The sequence below is a fragment of the Agaribacillus sp. DX54 genome, from assembly GCF_056858335.1.
Genome location: NZ_JBXEQE010000018.1, coordinates 45,224 through 63,961 on the forward strand (window position 1 = coordinate 45,224; position 18,738 = coordinate 63,961).

Annotated in this window: 14 protein-coding genes; 3 read left to right on the forward strand and 11 right to left on the reverse strand. The window is 44.1% G+C overall.

Translation table 11 applies throughout. The features are described 5' to 3' along the window. Positions 1–13: 13 nt before the first annotated feature. The 8 genes from AC04NP_RS18385 to AC04NP_RS18420 all read right to left on the reverse strand — a co-directional run bounded on the left by AC04NP_RS18385 (position 14) and on the right by AC04NP_RS18420 (position 11,373). A complete protein-coding gene (locus tag AC04NP_RS18385) occupies positions 14–1,042 on the reverse strand; it encodes a FecR family protein (RefSeq protein ID WP_482861391.1) in 1,029 nt (342 codons plus the stop codon). Positions 1,043–1,185: 143 nt separating this feature from the next. Continuing rightward, positions 1,186–1,806, reverse strand: a complete 621-nt coding sequence (locus tag AC04NP_RS18390; protein ID WP_482861392.1) for an RNA polymerase sigma factor — start codon at positions 1,804–1,806, stop codon at positions 1,186–1,188. Positions 1,807–1,835: 29 nt separating this feature from the next. After that, on the reverse strand, positions 1,836–3,437 hold the full coding sequence (locus tag AC04NP_RS18395; protein WP_482861393.1) for an arylsulfatase: 1,602 nt from the start codon (positions 3,435–3,437) through the stop codon (positions 1,836–1,838). Between the two features lie 74 nt (positions 3,438–3,511). Then, positions 3,512–5,560 carry a beta-L-arabinofuranosidase domain-containing protein gene (locus tag AC04NP_RS18400; protein WP_482861394.1) on the reverse strand — a complete coding sequence of 683 codons (2,049 nt, stop codon included), beginning with the start codon at positions 5,558–5,560 and terminating at the stop codon, positions 3,512–3,514. A 10-nt stretch (positions 5,561–5,570) separates the two neighbouring features. Further along, positions 5,571–7,970, reverse strand: coding sequence for a glycoside hydrolase family 127 protein (locus AC04NP_RS18405; RefSeq protein WP_482861395.1), 2,400 nt, complete (start codon positions 7,968–7,970; stop codon positions 5,571–5,573). A 48-nt stretch (positions 7,971–8,018) separates the two neighbouring features. Beyond that, positions 8,019–8,906: a helix-turn-helix domain-containing protein gene (locus AC04NP_RS18410; RefSeq protein ID WP_482861396.1), complete on the reverse strand. Its 888-nt coding sequence runs from the start codon at positions 8,904–8,906 to the stop codon at positions 8,019–8,021. Between the two features lie 605 nt (positions 8,907–9,511). Beyond that, positions 9,512–9,820: an FAD-dependent oxidoreductase gene (locus AC04NP_RS18415; RefSeq protein WP_482861397.1), complete on the reverse strand. Its 309-nt coding sequence runs from the start codon at positions 9,818–9,820 to the stop codon at positions 9,512–9,514. Between the two features lie 425 nt (positions 9,821–10,245). Beyond that, positions 10,246–11,373, reverse strand: coding sequence for a FecR family protein (locus AC04NP_RS18420; protein ID WP_482861398.1), 1,128 nt, complete (start codon positions 11,371–11,373; stop codon positions 10,246–10,248). 221 nt (positions 11,374–11,594) lie between these two features. Here AC04NP_RS18420 and AC04NP_RS18425 point away from each other — a divergent pair, with 221 nt between their 5' ends. Then, positions 11,595–12,224, forward strand: coding sequence for an RNA polymerase sigma factor (locus AC04NP_RS18425; protein ID WP_482861399.1), 630 nt, complete (start codon positions 11,595–11,597; stop codon positions 12,222–12,224). 204 nt (positions 12,225–12,428) lie between these two features. Here AC04NP_RS18425 and AC04NP_RS18430 read toward each other — a convergent pair whose 3' ends face one another. Continuing rightward, positions 12,429–13,754: a neutral/alkaline non-lysosomal ceramidase N-terminal domain-containing protein gene (locus tag AC04NP_RS18430; protein WP_482861400.1), complete on the reverse strand. Its 1,326-nt coding sequence runs from the start codon at positions 13,752–13,754 to the stop codon at positions 12,429–12,431. A gap of 155 nt (positions 13,755–13,909) precedes the next feature. Beyond that, positions 13,910–14,401 (reverse strand): YdcF family protein, encoded by a 492-nt coding sequence (locus AC04NP_RS18435; RefSeq protein WP_482861401.1) that lies wholly within the window; start codon positions 14,399–14,401, stop codon positions 13,910–13,912. 327 nt (positions 14,402–14,728) lie between these two features. Here AC04NP_RS18435 and AC04NP_RS18440 point away from each other — a divergent pair, with 327 nt between their 5' ends. Further along, a complete protein-coding gene (locus tag AC04NP_RS18440) occupies positions 14,729–15,817 on the forward strand; it encodes a methyltransferase domain-containing protein (protein ID WP_482861402.1) in 1,089 nt (362 codons plus the stop codon). A gap of 359 nt (positions 15,818–16,176) precedes the next feature. Further along, a complete protein-coding gene (locus tag AC04NP_RS18445) occupies positions 16,177–17,208 on the forward strand; it encodes a nucleoside hydrolase (RefSeq protein WP_482861403.1) in 1,032 nt (343 codons plus the stop codon). 160 nt (positions 17,209–17,368) lie between these two features. Here the strand turns inward: AC04NP_RS18445 and xylA are convergent, their stop codons facing one another. Beyond that, a complete protein-coding gene (gene xylA / locus AC04NP_RS18450) occupies positions 17,369–18,727 on the reverse strand; it encodes a xylose isomerase (RefSeq protein ID WP_482861404.1) in 1,359 nt (452 codons plus the stop codon). Between the last annotated feature and the right edge of the window lie 11 nt (positions 18,728–18,738).

Consider the following 18,738-nt stretch of genomic DNA (forward strand, 5'->3'; position numbering starts at 1 on the left):
TTTCATAACAGGGTCAATTAAAGGTTATCTGCACTTCTTTTTTATTAATAGTATAATTCAAACCTTCAGTGTACCGGGCACTTTCCAGTACCACTTCCAGGCTTTGCTTTTCAAATCTGCCTTTGAACCTCCATTGCTTTTTTGGAGGAGAATTCACGGTTACATGCACACCATACCACCTTTCGATCTCAGCCACAAATTTTTCAAAACTTACCTGGCCGAATACCAGGATGCCATCTTTCCACACATAATCGTTATCATGATCAATCTCAGAGATATTCACTTCACCGCCGGTAACATCGAGCGATATTTTCTCTCCCGGATTTATCAACTTGCTGTCAAAAGACCTTTGATTTTTCATATCGACGCTGACTTTGCCCTCCAGCAGCACAACACTCACCTTTTCCTCACCGGCAAACGCCCTGACATTAAAAGAGGTACCCAGCGCAGTGATGTCGATCCCTTTTGAATTCACTGTAAAAGGATTGGCGGGGTCTTCGGCTACTTCAAAAAAAGCTTCTCCAGCCAACGATACATGGCTTCTTTTAAATGGTTGGGAAAAAGTCAGACGGCTCCCGGAATTCAGATAAACTTTTGTCCCATCAGGCAGCGTGAAGTTTGACTTTACGCCTTTTTCGTTTGACTTAACAACAGTTTGATAAGATGGAAGCACATCTTTCCGGTAGCCGTTTTTAATCAGAAAAAATGAAAAAACTATGATTAAAGCCATCGTGGCGGTTAAAGTGAAAATTACGCTTTTACGGCCGCTCTTTCTCCTGCTCACCGGATGCCTGAAAGAATAGCTGTTGTTTAAAACATTCTCCAGAATTCTGTTGTAGGATTTTAAATTATATCCGGGCTCATCATAGTGGGCGCTCTCGATGATGATTCTTGCCTTATTTATCAATGGCTGTTTTTCAGGATTTTTTTTTAGCCACTTTTCCCAAAAAATCTCGCTCTCCCAGGTAGGTTTTTTTACCCATTTTATGAACCACTCATCTGTCAAAAAATCTTCAAGCTCATATTGCGTGTATTTATTCATTTGTATACCGCCTTTGAACGTAAGTATTGAAAACACTCAAAATGACACCAAAAAAAATCATTTTTTTTATGAATGCTTACTTTAAAGAAAGTATCCTGAAGTTTGGTTATCCTAAAAAACTTTGTCGACAGGCCGACAAGGTTTCAGTTAAATTTTAATTTTAGCTTTGAAAGCGAACGATAAAGGAGGTTTCTGACAGATTTCACATTGTCAAAATTCATGACGTCTTTTATCTCCTCATAACTCATTTTCTGATAATACAGGTAGTAAATGATTTCCCGCTCCCGGCGGGTCAGCGAAGCGATAAAATTCCTGAGCTGCCTGGCGATTTGTCCGTTTCCTTCCTCATCGATAATTTTATCTTCAATTGACTTGGAAACGTTAAAGCCGGGATCCCAAAATCTGTCTGCCACCGCCATCTGTTTTTGGTCGCGTTTGCAATATGCCAAAATTTTATTCTTCAAAGCCTTGAATAAGAATGCTTTAATCGAAACCTTAAGATTCGGCAGGGGCGTATGCCTGCTCCTCAGATCGACGAAAACATCCTGGATGGCATCCTCTATAATTCCTATATGTGAGGTGATCTGGAATCCAAATCCCAGAAGCTCATTAAAATAATTAGCATATATATAAATAAAAGCTGCTTCATCACCTTTTTTGAAATGTTTCCAGATAATACTGTCGGGCTGACCGGCAAAAGCAAACCTTTTTTCATTGCCTGGTACCGAAGCATATCTTTGTGCTATTTTGGATAGTTTTTCCATCGATTAAACACGAGAATGGTCTGGCAGCATCATGGTTTCTTTAATGGAACCTCCCTGACATCATTTTCCTTTGCCCACCGGAAGTAGGCATTTTTCAACGCTTCGGAAAGTTCGGGTTTTTCATTGATCAAATTGTTCAGTTCAGCGGGGTCATCAACAAGGTTATATAATTCCCAATCCTTGCCGGATTCGGCCACCAGTTTCCAGTCACCCTTTCTTATGGCCCTGTGTCCCAGGTGCTCCCAATAGATGTATTTATTATCCTGCCTTTCAGCACTATTTAACAAAGGTATAAGGCTTTTACCCACCGTAGGTTTTATATCATGCCCATTATAATTTTCAGGATACAAAGCCCCCGCTGCCTCAACCAGGGTCGACATAACGTCTGCCACATGGCCGGTTGACCTTTGAAATGTTCCGGGATCTTGAATTTTTCCGGGCCAGTGTACAATAAAAGGGGTAGCTATACCGCCCTCGTGTGTGTAACGTTTGTAAAGCCTGAACGGAACATTGCTCAGATTGGCCCATGCCTGGCCCTGGCTGATCGACCAACCGCTTTTTTCTTTCCATTCGGCGTAATTCTCTATTTTGTATTTACCCCAATTCATGCCGAACTGGCCGGATTCTGCGGAACATCCATTGTCAGATAAAAAGATGATTAAAGTATTATCATACGCCCCGGTCTGTTTCAAATGGTTTACCAACCGGCCGATGTTCTGATCCAACCTGTCAATCTGGGCTGCATATATGGCCCTTCTGAAATCCAATTCCAGCCGGTCTTCCATGCTTAAAGTATCCCATTTGGCATTTTCGGAGGGTGACAGCACCGAATTGTCGGGGATGACCCCTGTTTTTTTCATGCTTTCAAATTTTTCCTTCCTTAGCTTATCCCATCCTTCCATGTATTGCCCCCTGTATTTTTCGATGTCTTCATCGTGTGCTTCAAGTGGGAAATGCGGGGCATTATAGGCCATGTATAAAAAAAATGGTCGATCGTCCTTTTCTCTTTCTTCCTCAAGGAATTTGATGGCATAATCGGTAAATACATCGGTGGTGTACCAGTCCTGTTCGGGGAAAATATGATTGACCGGATCATTTGTGGCAGGGATCAACAGTTTACCGTCCTGATACACCTCACAATTTTTAAGTACTTTCCAATAACTATCCACATGCATGTGGATGCCGTAGAATCTATCGAATCCCCTGTCAGTGGGCCATTGACCTTCCTTGTGGCCCACATGCCATTTGCCTGACATGATTGTCTTGTACCCGGAGCTTTGCAATACCTCAGCCAGGGTCACGCTTTCCTTATTCAAAAAACCCTGATAGGCTCCGCCGTAATTTCGGTAAACCATGCTACCAACGCCGGCCTGGTGTGGGTAGCGTCCGGTCAGCAAACTCGCCCTTGTAGGGCAGCACCTGGCAGCATTGTAAAAATTAGTAAACCTGACACCGCCGTAGGCCAGTTGATCGATGTTTGGCGTGTTAATCTCCCCGCCGTAACTGCCCAGATCGGAGAAACCCATGTCATCTGCCAGGATGAGGACGATGTTTGGCTTTTCGGTTTCTTTTTTCTGGTTAGTGCAGCAAAAAAGGAAGACACAAAAAACAAAAAAGTATAATTTTTTCATAGTTCTTGGTTATTCAGTTCTTTTTCCTTTGGGTCAGGGATCTTGAAACCCGCGTTTATATCCTGCTGTCAGGGTTATTTTTTATGAATATCTACTACCGGAAATTGGGAAATCCTCAATGTGGTACAACCATAGGGGATTAACGCTATTTTTTCCTCCTCTGTCCCCAATTCCCGGTGGGGCCAGGGCGACACAGGAAGTTTGCCCGTATTTCCGTTGTACTCCTTCCAGTGAGGTATTTGTTTGCCGGTGGTGATAATCCTGAGTGGCGCATTTTCGGGATTCCAGGGCATGGCTGCTATCTGCCCACTGGTTTTTACCACCTCAAAGTCTTTATTATCCAGGATTTTCTTAGGAATACCGTAGTTCCAGGCACTTTTTGGCCAGACTTCAAAAAAGGAATCAGGCCAATTATCTTTGCTCACTTCTTTCCATTCTTCCTCGATTTTCAAAGCATAAAGCAATGGCCCCCTTTGAACAGATGCCGATTTCTCATACCACCTGTCAATCGCTATTTCCATGGGAAGCTCCAGGACAACCTTATCATTTTGTTTCCATGCCCTTTCTATTTTGACGATGTGTGCTCCTTGTTCTACGGCGTGCTCCTGGCCGCTCACTGTAACGCGAGGCCGGGCACACCATCCCGGTATCCTTAGATGAAATGCAAAAGTGGTTTCCTTTTCCGGATTAATAATGAATTCAATTTGTTCCTCAAAAGGGTATTGTGTTTTTTCCTCAATATGCACATTTACGCCATCGGCTACTTTTACATCGACCGAAGAGGGGGCATAAACCAGGGCTGCCACGCCATTATCGCCGGTGGCATAGAACAGGTTTTGGGTAAATTTGGGCCATCCCTGATGCATGTTGGCAACACAGCAGGGATATCCGGTGGTAACACCAAACAGGGTGGTGCTTCCTCCATATTCACAATCGAAGTTGCGGTATTCGTGCGACACTTTAATCTGGTTGGGCTGCTGAAAGTATTGCCTTTTGGTGAAATCGTCGTTGTGCTGGGTAGGCAGTACGTTAAACGCTATCTGTTCTAAATAATCGGCATAGTAAGTATTGCCGGTAATGGGCAGCATGCTTTCAAAGGAGTACATGATCTCAACCGCCGAACAAAGTTCGGATCCTTGTGTAGGATCATTCCCATGCAGTGCCTCATCCCCTCCATACATACCATTGGCAAACCCGTGTACTGCCTTTAATTTTTCCAGGCCAAGCAGTGGCGCCCTAAGATGGGTGGAGTCTTTACTTTGCTGATAGTAGATGACAGGCGCTTTCAGGCCCTGGGCGACATTGACGCAGTGAAGTGATACATAAGGATTGGTCCTTGTTAAAGCATCCCCTGAAAACACGGAGGTCCAATCATGGGTTTGCTTATGAATCAGGGTGGCGAGGTTTAGCAGGTAATCCTCCCCGGTAATGTTATACAGCCAATAGACGATTTGTAAATTGTCGGCACCGCGGCGCCCTGCCCAATAAGTCCACTTATCCAGCGGATTGTCAGGAAGCCGGGCCAGTTGATATTTAAAGTATTCAGACATCAGCTCGATCACCCTGACATCCCCTGTAGCGGAATAGTATTGCTGAAACACCTTCAGCATTACCATTTTAGGCCACCAATCTTCACTCATTTTCTGTTGGGTTCCCTTAATCAACGGCGTTTGCGGATCGTAAGGATGAGGGCCGAAATATCCGTCGTCCCTTTGATTCTTAATACTCCATTCGACCCATTTATGGGCTTTCTGCAGTAATTTTCGATCATCAAGTAAATAGGCCAGAGGTACCAGGCCATCGATCCAGTAAGGTCCCCTTTCCCAGCTATCGCCAGTGCCGCCCAGCCAGCCGTTGTTTTCACCGGCCACGATAGCGTATACCTTATCCAGATTACCGGTCAGCCCGTCGCGTTGCGTTTCCAACATTGTTTTCAACCAGCCTTGAGGTTTTATCGTCCCTAACGGCAGCGCTGTGTAAGGTTGTGCCATCAAGGGAGCGGCGTTGGTGATATAATGATTGTTTCTCTGATGTTCAGCGCCCGGATAGTCATCAGGGCCCGGATTGCCATCAGTACATGACGACAATAAAACAAATGACGTGAATATTTTCAAAAATCGCATTTTACTTTCTTTATTGAATCTCCCATTCATATAATCCGGCAGGCTTTTCTCCTATTTTAAGTTCTAACTTCATGGCATCGGTAGTAATTTTTTTAAACGTGGCCTGGCTTGGCTCGCCGGTTTCATTGACCGGATACCTGGCGCCTTTAACAGGTTTCCATTTCGCTCCATCCTTGTAATAAAGCTTCCAGGAAAGGGGGTAAATGATACCGCCATCAGGGCTTTCGAACCAATAGACTGTGCTGGCAGAAATCTCTTCGGGCTTTTCAAAAGTATAGGTGATAGTACCAGTCGCACGCGTTACCGGCCACCAATTGAAATTGCTAATTTCCGCATGTTCGTCTTTGCGAGGTTTGTACAGATCATTAACAGCACTCAGGTTACCTGCCCTTTTCTTTTTGGAGGTCTCTACTTTGCTCTTTGACGCTATTGTAGGTAATTTTTCCGCAACTGCATAGGCTGGATCAGCAGGAATCCAAACCAGCATTTCACTAACGCCCCTGTTGGCCCAGGCGTAATAGGGAATGGCTTTGAATGGCACTCTTTCTTTTTCAACACCGCCGTTTTTGACCTCCATGAGAATATCTGCATAACCATTAATTGTCATGACACCTTCCAGCAAATCCTTTTCATAAGTAAACTCAAATTTTTGATCCGGGTCCAGCAACAGGTTATTGGCGTGGCCATCTTTGATGTCAAAACCCTCTGCACAGTAGACTACCGGGCCTGCCTGCAATGCCACCCGGCCCGTGTTTTCGGTTATTTGCGGATGTGATCTTATCATCCTCACCTCGTAGGGAAAGTCGACTGCCACCACATCTCCGGGCGACCATTCCCTGCGCAGCGTTGCATAACCCTTTTCTACGGTATAATCCACATTTTCTCCGTTGACTTTTATTTTTGTATTGTATGCCGGCCCGTTGACAAATGAATAAAGATCAGATGGCACCGGTTTCTGTGCCGCCCAGCCGGGAATCCTGATTTTCAGGGCAAAATCGGTGGTGTTGCGGGGATTTATCTGCAATTCAACCCTGCCTGACCAGGGCAATTGGCTCGTTTGCGCCACCTCAACCTCCCGGTCTCCGACTTCCAGCCCCGTTTTGCTTGAAATAAATAAATTGACATACAAATTATCCTGTGTTCCCGCGTAGATATATCCGGGTACCGATGGCAGGTACCGGGAAATATTTGACGGGCAGCAGGAGGTGTTAAACCATTCGCTTCTTTTGGTTTTGCCCCTTGATTCCAGCCGGTTGGGGTAAAAGAACTGATTACCATCCAATGATACGCCGGACAAAACGTTGTTATAAAGTGATCGCTCGAGCACGTCCATGTAGCTGGCATCACCGTGGGTCAGGAACAAACGGTAATTCCAGAAAACATTAGCAATTCCTGCACATGTTTCGTTGTAAGCGGTAAGATTGGGCAATTCGTACTTTCCCCCAAAACCCTCGTGACCTCCCGCCGCACCAATACCACCGATAATATATAATTTGGCATCCACGATATCATGCCATAGCCTGTCCATCGCCGTGATGTATGACTGATCTCCTGTCAAGGCGGCAACATCTGCCATGGCGGTATACATGTAAGCCGCTCTTACGGAATGACCTACTGCTTCGTCCTGTTCGGTTACTTCCTTATGGGATTGATTGTACGTGGTTTTATGTTCATTTTTACCCCTTTTATCCAGGAAAAATTTTGCCAGATCCAGGTATTTTTTTTGTCCGGTAACATGGTATAATTTCACCAGGCCTATCTCTATTTCCTGATGGCCCGGTACCACTTCCCTTTTGCCCCAGCCGAATTCCCGCTCAATAAGGTCGGCATTTTTAATCGCTATATCCAGAAAGTTACGCTTACCAGTCGCTTCATAATGGGCAACTGCAGCTTCATACATATGCCCTGCATTGTATAGCTCGTGTGAGCCCTGCTCTATTTCAACCCATTTTGGCTTTTTGGAATCTCTGTGCTCATCAGATACGCCCAGAATAGTTTTTACGGTGAAAAGATACCCATCTTCTTCCTGGGCTTCGCCGATGTAGTATATCAAGGTATCCAGATAGGCCTCCAACTGCTTGTCAGGTGATTGAAGCAGGGAATAGGCAGCCCCTTCCATTACTTTATATACATCCGAATCATCATAGCCCCTGCGGGTGTTGTAGGTGCCTTCCTCCAGCCCTCCGGCTACTTTGAAGTTTTTGATTCTTCCGGTTTCTTCACTACGCTGGAAAGCAATCGGAATCGTGACCCTGCGATTGGTTTCTATGCGTTCTTTCCAAAAGGAGTCAGTGATTTCAACCTGTGTGAATTTTACCGGGGAAATGGGGTAATCCGGCCTGCTGCCTTGTCCGTAAACTGCCAGCGGTCCAAGCAAACCGGATAACATTAAAACTAATTTTTTGTTCATATGTCTTACAATAGTATAGATGATAATTATGGCCAGCCTCAAAATGCATTAAGCGACCAGTTTTTTAAGATCTTTATGGGTAAAAGACCGGTATTCAGAAGGCGTGTAGCCTGTAAACCGCTTGAAATGACGATTAAAATTAGGCACACTATTAAAACCCACCCTGTAGCAGATGGCGCAAATTTCCAGCGTATCGCAATCGCGCAAGAGCCTGCATGCATGGGCGATCCTCACTCCGATCAGAAATTCGAAATAGGTTTTCCTGGTGCTTTTTTTGAAAAACCTGCAAAAGGAATTTACCGTCAGGTTAGCCACATTTGCCACATCTTCAAGGCTGATATCTTTGCTGAAATTTTCCAGGGTGTATTGGTAAACATTGGCCAGGCGGTCCCTTTCATAAGGATTTGTTTGGACCTCCACCATCTCAGTCAGCAAATGATGGTATTCTGTGGTGGTAATCGTGTGGAGAATTTTTAAAAATAAAATGATCCTGTCCAGTCCCTCACTTTTTAATAGATCCAGGATCATTTTTTTTAATCCTTTCCGGTGCTTCACCCCAATCTTCAATCCTCTCCGGATTTTAGTGTCATTCTGAAAAATGTACCTTACTTCCGGCAGATTCCAAAATTGCTCCCGAAAGATTTCCCAGTCAAAATAAATAGATACAGCGTGTACATGACCTGTATAGTCTTCGGAATAGTACTTTTCGCTGCACCTGAAAACATGGGGAATGTTGGAGCCGATAACGAAAATATCGCCTGGCTTAAAATTTCCAACATAATCAGCGGCAATCAGTTGGCCCTCTCCCTTTAGGATCAACGATAATTGAATCTCTGCGTGCATGTGCAGGCAATCATAAAAGTATTTTTGTTTGTCCTCCCGGACGTAGAAGGAGGTATTTGAATTTTTGTAGATTAAAAAAGGTAAGGCTTTCATATTTCAAGTTACAATTTCCTGATGGTGAACGATCGAAACCTAAACCAACTCCAAAACCTGCACCAGCCTCCCGCGGCTGTTACACAACCTATGCCTGTTCTGTGACCAGGATCCCAAGGTTTTGATTTTTTAACTCAATTCATTCCGAATGAAACGTCAAATACTTCCAAATAGCGTACCAGGGCTTTACCAAAGCCGGGTCACGGCACCTGCTTTGACCTTTCTCACGGCACCGGCCCGTATGGACGATAACATGCTTTGTACAACAGCCACGAGACGCTTCTGTATATTCGTACATTTACGCTTCTGAGCTACACTCAATATTAATAGAGGATATAAATCCGATGGGTGTCCCATTAAGTGGCTACAAATTAATTGCATCGTACTGCTTTGTCGGTAAATCATCATTTCTATTTATGTTTCAAATAAAATCTCCTGATATCAGGCAATCTTCAACGTCGTTTACGCCTGATCAGGATGTAAAATTCAGCATATCCCGAAACGTGCCGGTTCAATTGTATCCGACAGCCGGACCGAGCGCATCAAGTCCGTTCTTTGAAAGTACCTGTGCCTTTATCCCCAGCTTGTTGGCAAGGGTCGCCAGCTCAAATGCTTCTTTCTCGGCTACGAAAAAAATTCCACAGCCAGGACGCCAGATTTAGATCCGGGCCCGGGTTGATATACAAGGGGCTTTTGGGGTTGAATAACCACCGGAGCCCATTGGCCGGAACCCCCGGCGAGGGCATCGGTATGATCTGGCCTGGAACAATCATTCCGGCATTTCCGCATGAGCAGCCATCGTGGAAGTCATTTTTTTTCACCACCGTGACTTTATACCCCGCTTCTTCCCAGTCCCAGACTGTATATAAACCGATGATTCCACCGCCGATAATAGCTACCCTTTTCAAGCGCATTTTTATTAAATAACCTGAAATCCTTCCGGATTATCTTCATAGTTATATGCGTTGGATTCGAATGACAAAAATACAGTGATACTGACTTCGACCATTAACCTATATTAACCTAAACCGATCATAAATTATCCTTCCAATTCAGATCTTGATTTTTAAAGCGCCGACCTGATCCGATTGGTAAACCGCCTTTCTTTCATAGTAAACCATACAAACCTTTCCTATACCCGGTATCTAAAAGTACCTGTCCCGGAGTTACGCGTTCCGGTAATGTCATCCCGTCGGCCTCAAAACCAAAATCCGGACCACATGGCTTTTGATAACTGTTTTTTGGTGGCAGTTTCAATCAGGTTGGCAATTTCCCCCAATCCGGCGGCATGGGCATTTAATGCCAACCAAAGCTTCTGGTCGGTTGCTATTCATCTTATTTATCTGTACTTCAGCATTACTTTTTTCTCGTTGGTTTCGAAGTCAAATTTCATTACAAAACTTAACGAATTGAGTACTTTCTCTAAGGGTTGGTTGTCAAACCGTGCGGTTAAGTTCCAGGGCGATTTGCTTTTGTTCGATTCTGTGATTTCAACCCCGTACCACGCTTCAAGCCTGCTCAACACTTCTGTCCGGCTGGCATGGCTAAATACGATCACTCCGTCTTTCCACGAAATCACCTCATCGGGAACAAAATCATTCATTGAAAAATTTTTTGCCTTCCTGTTGTAAGAGATCTGCCCACCGGGATTGATGATAAATTCAGAATCTTCAGAGCCCGATCCCTTGTCTTTGAGGCAGACGCGAACCTTTCCGCTAACCAAGGATACCACAATGTCATCTTTACCGGAACGCGAGTTAACATTGAATGAGGTGCCTAATGCCTCTGTAACAATATTTCCCGATAGTACTTTAAAAGGCCTTTTTTTATCATGGGCTATTTCAAAATATGCCTCTCCCTCCATCGTAACTGTTCTTTCATTTTCTTTAAAAGGTTTCGGGTAAGATATTTTGCTGCCATAGCTGAGTGTTACCTTGGATCCGTCATCCAAAAACATAACAGACCGCTGGCCCGGAGGATTGGCTTTCACAACGCAACCAGGCATGGCTTCCAATTGCTCATCATAGGCGGGAGGGTAAGACGCTTTCCACAGGAAAAGGGCTGATAACAATATGATGATGATCGAGGCGGCTACTTTGAGGAGTAGTGAATACGGATGGCCGGAATCAATCTTCTCGTACTTACCGGGCCTTTTGGCCAGAATTTCATCTAAAATTTCCAGTGACTCCTGCTCATTCAATTGTTCATCTTTAGCTAAATCCATGGTTTGTACCAAACTTTTGGCCAAAATGATTTCTTCATGCTTTTCAGGATGACTGGCAATCCATTTTTCCCAGAAGTCAGAAGACTCCTTTGTCGGGTTTTTAACCCAACGGACAAAAAATTCATCCTTAATAAAATTAAGGGCGTCGTAATCCCTGTAGTTTAGCTTTTCCAAAACTTTCCACTCATTAAATTTTCCAGGCAAAAATACAAGGTTGTCATCATACTTTACCCGGTCATTCATACTTTAGAGAGGGAAAGAATATCGGAAGTGTGCCATAAAGGGCAACTGATTTTTTAAAATGAGCTGAATTTTATTATATTTTGGCTGTTGTGCTTTAAAATAAAGACAAAAACCGGATGTGTGTTGGCAACATAAATACCCCGGCTTTAACTTGACAGGATTTAAATGTGATTATTAGATTTATTTTTCATATATTGATTTAGTTCAAAGCATTCGATACTATGGCAACTCGCCCTGATTCTGTTAAAACCGATTTACACGCATTTGGCAATAAGGCTGAAAGCCAGAGGGTGAGGTCGCTCATGGAAAACCTGAGCGAAGCAGAAATCTGGAGAAGATTCAAAAATTCGAACGAGGAGGCAATCGTTTATATCTACCAAAAATATTCACAGGAATTGTTCCGTTTTGCTGTTCAATACACTGACCGCGACACCGCAAAAGATGTTATACAGGAACTGTTTCTCGGTTTACTAAGAAGGAGAGCTTTTCTTGGCGAGGTGTCGGCAGTAAGACCTTATTTGTACAAATCGCTCTACAGGATCATCAGGGACAGGAAAAAAAAATTAAAGAACCCTCAATTAGTGAGCCTGGTTTGCGACGACAAATTTCCGAAGAGATATATATCCCGGGAAGAGGGCATTATCGACCAGGAACGAATTCAAACCCGGTTGAAGCAGGTGCGGAGTGCGCTGCAGGGGCTTTCGGTAAAACAAAAAGAGGCGGTGCTGCTCTATTACTACGAAGGCCTTACACAATCTGAAATCGCCGATGTCATGGACATGAAAAACAAGAACTCGGCCAGAAAACTCCTTTACAGGGCCATCGATAAAATAAGGGAATTGATTGGTTGATCAGGATTAAATGACCACCGGCGCCGGCAGTTTATATGCAATTTATACACCACAAATACCCAAATTACCTCTGTGTCTCTTGGTGCCTCCGTGGTGAAAAATGGTTAACCACCAAGACACAAAGAGACACCAAGAATTTTGTCGAAAACGTTGGGCAAAAGCCACGGGACGCTTGCGCTATTTAAGGATAAATTCCGTACTTGTTCAGATTATGGCCAGGAGCTCATTCACTAATGCTACAATGTACTCCCCGGCCTGGGGGCCGTACCAATTCATTTCACGGGTTTCGGGCTTGCTGATGGTGAAATAGTACTTTTCAGGGTTTACGTACCCAAGATAATTTCCATTAAAGGAGGTGATCATTAAAGAAATGCCTTTCTGCCTGCAGATAGCCTCGAACTGCGAGTAAAACTCCCCTGAAAGTTCAACAGGCAACCCGACAAGCACTGTATTGCCAATTCTCAGACAAGTGATATATCCTGTATTTTTTCCCAGAACCGCATGAAATAACCAGGACCTCACCCTCCAGTGATCAGTTATGCGGAAATGCGGCGACCTCATGGTGACAGGCCACTGCGCAAATCGCAGGATGTCGGTAGAATCCATGGTAATTCCATCCTCCGCCCCTGCAATGTAATCTTTTAGATGGCGGCTGTATTGCAGCAAGTTTTCATACACAAACGGCCCGGCCCTGACCGGAGAGTGGCTGCCCATGGCCCCGGCGCCAAAAGAGGCAAAGCCGATGGAATCCAATTCTTTGACATAAGTCAGTAAAGGGCCGGGGTAATCAGATGACAGGGCATTGAGATTTTTATCCATATACACCGGATGAGCAGAAAAAGTGGTGAAAACAGCCTGTTCGCCAAGTCGGTTTTTTGCTTTCAACAACCTTATCTTATCATCGACCAGGCCATCCCGGTCCAACCGGTTTATAACCATATTATATGTCGACACCGCCCCAAAACCGATCACTGAGGCCTCAATATTTGTATTAGCGGCTTCGAGTGATGTTAAGGTCGATTGCACCAGAAGATCAACCATTTTATGGTTATTACCTCCCATCACCAGTTTTCCCAGTAAACCACGGCCCCAGCCACCCACGCTCGAATGCGTATGTGAGGCTGTAAAATAAATCCCGGTAATCCCCAAATCCGTGGCTTCGACCGCTTTGGATATTGCTTTGGCAAGTTGTGGGTGCACAATCCATAAATCGTAACTGATCAGGGCAATTTTATGGTAGTCGTTGGAAAAAATGAAACTCCTCACATAAACGGGGTCATAAATGGTATCAAAAGGCTGCCAATGATTTCCGGTAAGTCTGACAGGACTTTCCGGTGTAATGCTTGCCTGTCCCCACCCAATATGAACCTTGCCGGATGGCTGCCGATCCAGTACATTCCTCACACTGTCAAGCCCCTCCATGGTGTCCTGATAAAAATCCGATTCCCGAAATGACGTGTCATCTACCGGGGTAAATAAAATTATCATCAGGATTGCCAATAGTAAAACGGTCAACGCTAACCTTAGCATGCTTTTTTTACCTTTAGCTTTTTTTGAAAAATCCGAAGGGGCCAAGTAATTCCCTCAATTTTTGTATTACTGCAATATTAATTAATTCCCGGTAAAGCGTTGCAGTGATCGCATGAATTGTATTCAAGAAAAAGGACTTTACTTTATTTCAGGAGCTAATAGTATAATCCGTTCTTCATGATTAATGCTATCGCCCTTTTCTCATGTTTTATGAGTCGCTGCAACTGTGCCTTTCCTAAATTATCCTGTGCACTCATAAAGCTGCAGTTAAAGCCTTTTAAAATTTCATTAAAAATCACCTGCACCCTTTCCATATGAAAAGCCGATGTGATTATTTTTAAATCGGGGTTTTCCAAGGCTGAAACAATAGGTTTTATCTTTATAGCGTCGTCAACCGTATTTTTTGACAACGCACATGCCAAAAAATCGTTTTCCAAAACCCCTTTTTGCATTAAATATCTCTTGGCATAAACACAATGTGCTTCATTAGAAGTATTAAAATGTTTACCCCAACCTCCTGTGCATAATACTGATTTTCCTTTTGAATAAAGACCAAGGCAACAATCCAGACGGCTGATAGCTATGCTGCTTAACTCACCGGAAGGGGAGTTGGGGGCGCCCAATACTATCAATACTTCCTTTTTCAAACTTGTACTTACTTTAAATGCTCACTTTTCTGGCGTCAACCAACCTCTATAAAAACTTACTAAGGATGTTAATTATTTCATCTTTACCTTTATCACTTCTTGGAATTTAGGATTGCAAATCTCATTTTATCATTCAATATACACTTTAAATGAATGATTTCTATTTCTTATCATGACTTTCCGGGAAATCTTCCGGATTACCAGGTCTATGAGATTTGTATGTTCAGTTAACAAATTTCACTGATAACATGAATTCTTTTCATATTTCATAAGCTTCTTTTTTCAATAAAGTCTCCTAATTTAGAATACCTGTTCCATACCATTTCAATGATAGAGATTCGTCATTTAAAACTGATAGATGCGGTTGCTGAAGTAGGAACTCTGAAAAACGCCGCTGACAGGCTTTGCCTGACTCAATCCGCGTTGAGTCATCAGCTTAAAGAGTTGGAATCGCGTCTCGGCATCAAGGTATTTCACCGGGTAAATAACAAGTTGCTGTTCACACTGGCCGGCAAGGAGCTGCGGGACGCCAGCAAAGAGATTCTCGAGCAATTGCAACGCGTAGAAAATAATATTCAGGAAATAAATCAAGAGCACCTGAAAAATTACGTTCACGGATACTCGCAGGATGAAACGACCCGTTTAAATGACCAGGCCAACACTGTGTCCGAACTTTTACATTGGGATTCAAAATGGCAACCAGGGTCATTGATTCTGGAAGCGGGTTGTGGCGTCGGGGCACAGACCCGGATCATAGCTGCCAAAAACCCGGAATCTACTTTTGTCTCTGTTGATCTATCGCCTGCATCCCTGGCAAAAGCCGAAGAATCGGTCAATGAGCTGAATATTGAGCATGTAATGTTCCGGTTAGCAGATATACAGGATTTGCCATATGAAAATGACCATTTCGATCATATCTTCGTTTGTTTCTTACTGGAACATTTGTCCCATCCTTCAGAAGCATTACTCGAGTTGTATAGAGTGCTTAAACCCCAGGGAACAATTACGGTAATCGAGGGAGATCATGGCTCGACCTATTTTCATCCCGAAAGTTCGGCGGCGATAAAAGCCGTTAACGCTCAGGTAACCCTGCAAAGCCAGACAGGTTGTGATGCCAATATTGGCAGAAAACTGTATCCGTTGCTTCTTGATACAGGATATACCGATATTGAGGTATCACCCCGGCAAGTATATGTGAACGACTCCAAACCACAGTTAACGGAGGGTTTTATTAAAAATACTTTCGTCGCCATGATCAAAGGGATTTCAGAGGAAGCCATAGCCAGGAAGATCATCAGTAAGGAAGCGATGCAGAAAGGTATCAAAGATTTGTTTAAAACAGCAGAGAGAGGGGGTACCTTTTGTTATACCTTCTTTAAGGCTATTGCAAGAAAAGGTGATACACCTGATGTATGAGGCTATGCTGTTTTGGGGAAAGCACACATGGATGCGACGAATGTAAATCCGGACTAAAAAAACTGTCAAAAGCATCCGAAGGGAATTAAACATCGGATTTTATCAATTGGAACCATTAACCTGCTCATAGCATTCAGATGCCATGTGCCCGCAGCACTAATGCTGATTCTGTTTCCGGGCCGCAACTTTTCCGGCGGCCACTAATAACAAAATTTTTGCCGAGGGATTACCAGATGTATGCCGAATCAAGAAAAATGGATGATTGGACTGTAGTAGTTTCTGTCATCATTATGGTACTTACGGTGTTCTCGCTCATCAACAGGAAGGGCAAGCATTGAAGGTAGCAATATTTCTGTCAAATGTTAAAAAATCATTCAGGCCAGGGGATTAATTTAAGAAAGGAATATATTTACCTTATGGAAATGTATTCACGCAGGACCTTTTTTGCCCGGACAGGCAAAGCCGGCCTGATGACCTGGCTGCTAGGTACAGATCCGGCTTTTGGTGCCTTTCCGGTGGGTAATGTCGGGGAATCGCCTGTCAGATTGATTGTAGACGCCGATACAGGCAATGAGGTCGATGATCTGTATGCCATTGCCATCGCACTTATTGAGCCAAGATTGAAAGTGGCAGGAATCACTTCAGCACAGTGGCATACCCATCCGAATGCACCCAACGATACAGTGGGGGAAAGTCAAAGGCTCAATGAAGAAATACTGTCATTGATGGGCATGGAAGATATTCCGCACCCTGAAGGCTCAAACTTACCCATGGTAAATACCTTTCGTCCACAACCTTCGGATGCGGCTGCTTTTATCATAGAACAGGCCAAAGCCACACCCCTCGGGGAAAAACTCAATGTCGTGGTATTAGGTCCGGCCACTAACCTTGCTTCGGCGGTTCTTATGGCACCGGAAATCATTCCCAAAGTAACTGCCAACTACCTGGGCTTTTGGCACCACCCGGAAACACGTACATGGAATAAGCGCGAATTCAATACCAACAATGACCCTAATGCCGTGAATTTGCTGATCAACACCCACGACCTGGAATTCCATGTCATGACCGCATCGACTTCCCAACACCTGGTATTCGATAAAGCCGAAGTCGATCTCCACCTGAAAGGAAAAGGTGGGATAGCAGATTACCTGGTGAATCGCTGGGAATCCTATCATCGTTACTGGCAGCAAAACGATAAGGAAAAAAAACACTGGACCATGTGGGACATTGCCATCATACTGGCAATCGCTTATCCGGAACTGGCCAATCGATCCAAAGTACAAAGCCCCTATGATAACCTGGACCGTCCCATCTATGCCTATACTTCCATCGATGTGGAAGCCATGAAGGAGCGGTTCTGGCAGGTGTTCGATGGTTTTCTGCAAAAATAACATCCGGCTGCGCTAAACGCACGCGGCATTCGGTAATTATTTTGCTGTTAAACCTTGTTCAACAACCAAAAGTGCCCGGAGCTAATTATTTTATGTCATCTGGTTTTCAGGTGAGGGATCGATCGAACCATCATCTGTTAACGCTTCGGAAATATTGTTCTTAAAGGTATTGATTAATCAGGTTTTCGTACAGCTCCTGCTTTCCGCTTGTAAGTGGTGGTTCACCATTTCGACCGGCAATATCGGCCAGGGTTTCGAGAGTCATATTACCTTCCTCAAAGGTTTTGCCCTCTCCATCAGCAAAAGAACCGTACCTTGTTTCCCTCAAACTTTTGTACCTGGAATTTTCCAAAATCTCGTTAGCAATTAACAAAGCCCGGGCAAAAGCGTCCATACCTCCAATATGGGCGTGAAAGAGATCATCCGGGTCAGTGGAATTTCTCCTGGTTTTTGCATCGAAATTGACGCCACCACCTTGTAGTCCACCTGCTTCCAAAAATACCAGCAGTGTTTCCACCAATTCATAGATGTTGTTGGGAAACTGATCTGTGTCCCAGCCATTTTGATAGTCACCGCGATTGGCATCCATACTTCCCAACAGGCCTGCATCTGCTGCTACCTGCAGTTCATGAGCAAAGGTATGCTGGGCCAGCGTAGCGTGGTTGACCTCGAGATTCAATTTAAAGTCTTCCATCAGATCATATTGTCGCAGGAAGCCAATAACCGTAGCAGCATCAAAATCATATTGGTGCTTTGAAGGTTCCATAGGTTTGGGCTCAATGAAAAAATTACCGGTAAAACCTTGTTTGCGCGCGTAGTCTTTGACCATATGCAAAAATGTGGCAAAATGATCCAGCTCTTTTTTCATATGGGTATTCAGCAATGACATGTAGCCTTCTCTTCCGCCCCAGAAAACATAATTTTCGCCCTGTAGTTTGATGGTAATATCGATGGCATGCTTAACCTGCGCCCCTGCATAGGTTACTACGGCAAAGTCCGGATTGGTGGCGGCGCCATTCATATACCGCGGGTTAGAAAAAAGATTGGCGGTACCCCAAAGCAACTTCACGCCTGACATCTTTTGTTTTTCCAGCGCATAGTCAGAAATTATTTCCAGCCGCCTGGCAGACTCACTCAGTGATGCCCCCTCCTCGATAAGATCGAAATCGTGAAAGCAGTAATAAGGAACCGATAATTTGGTGATAAATTCAAAAGCCGCGTCCATCTTATCTTTTGCCTGCTGTATAGGATCATTGGATGATAACCATGGGAAATTTTTGGTAGGTAACCCGAAAGGATCGCCGCCGGTGCCGCAGAAAGAATGCCAGTAGGCTACGGCAAATTTAAAATGATCTTTCATGGTCTTTCCGGCCACTGACCTTTTTTCATCATAATATTTAAAGGCCATCGGATTGTCGGATTCCCTTCCTTCGTAAGATATTTTGTCAATGCCGCTGAAATATTCTTTCTCGCCAATGATCACTGGCAATGTTTCGGCTGAATTACTGATACTGCTCATACTTTTCTATA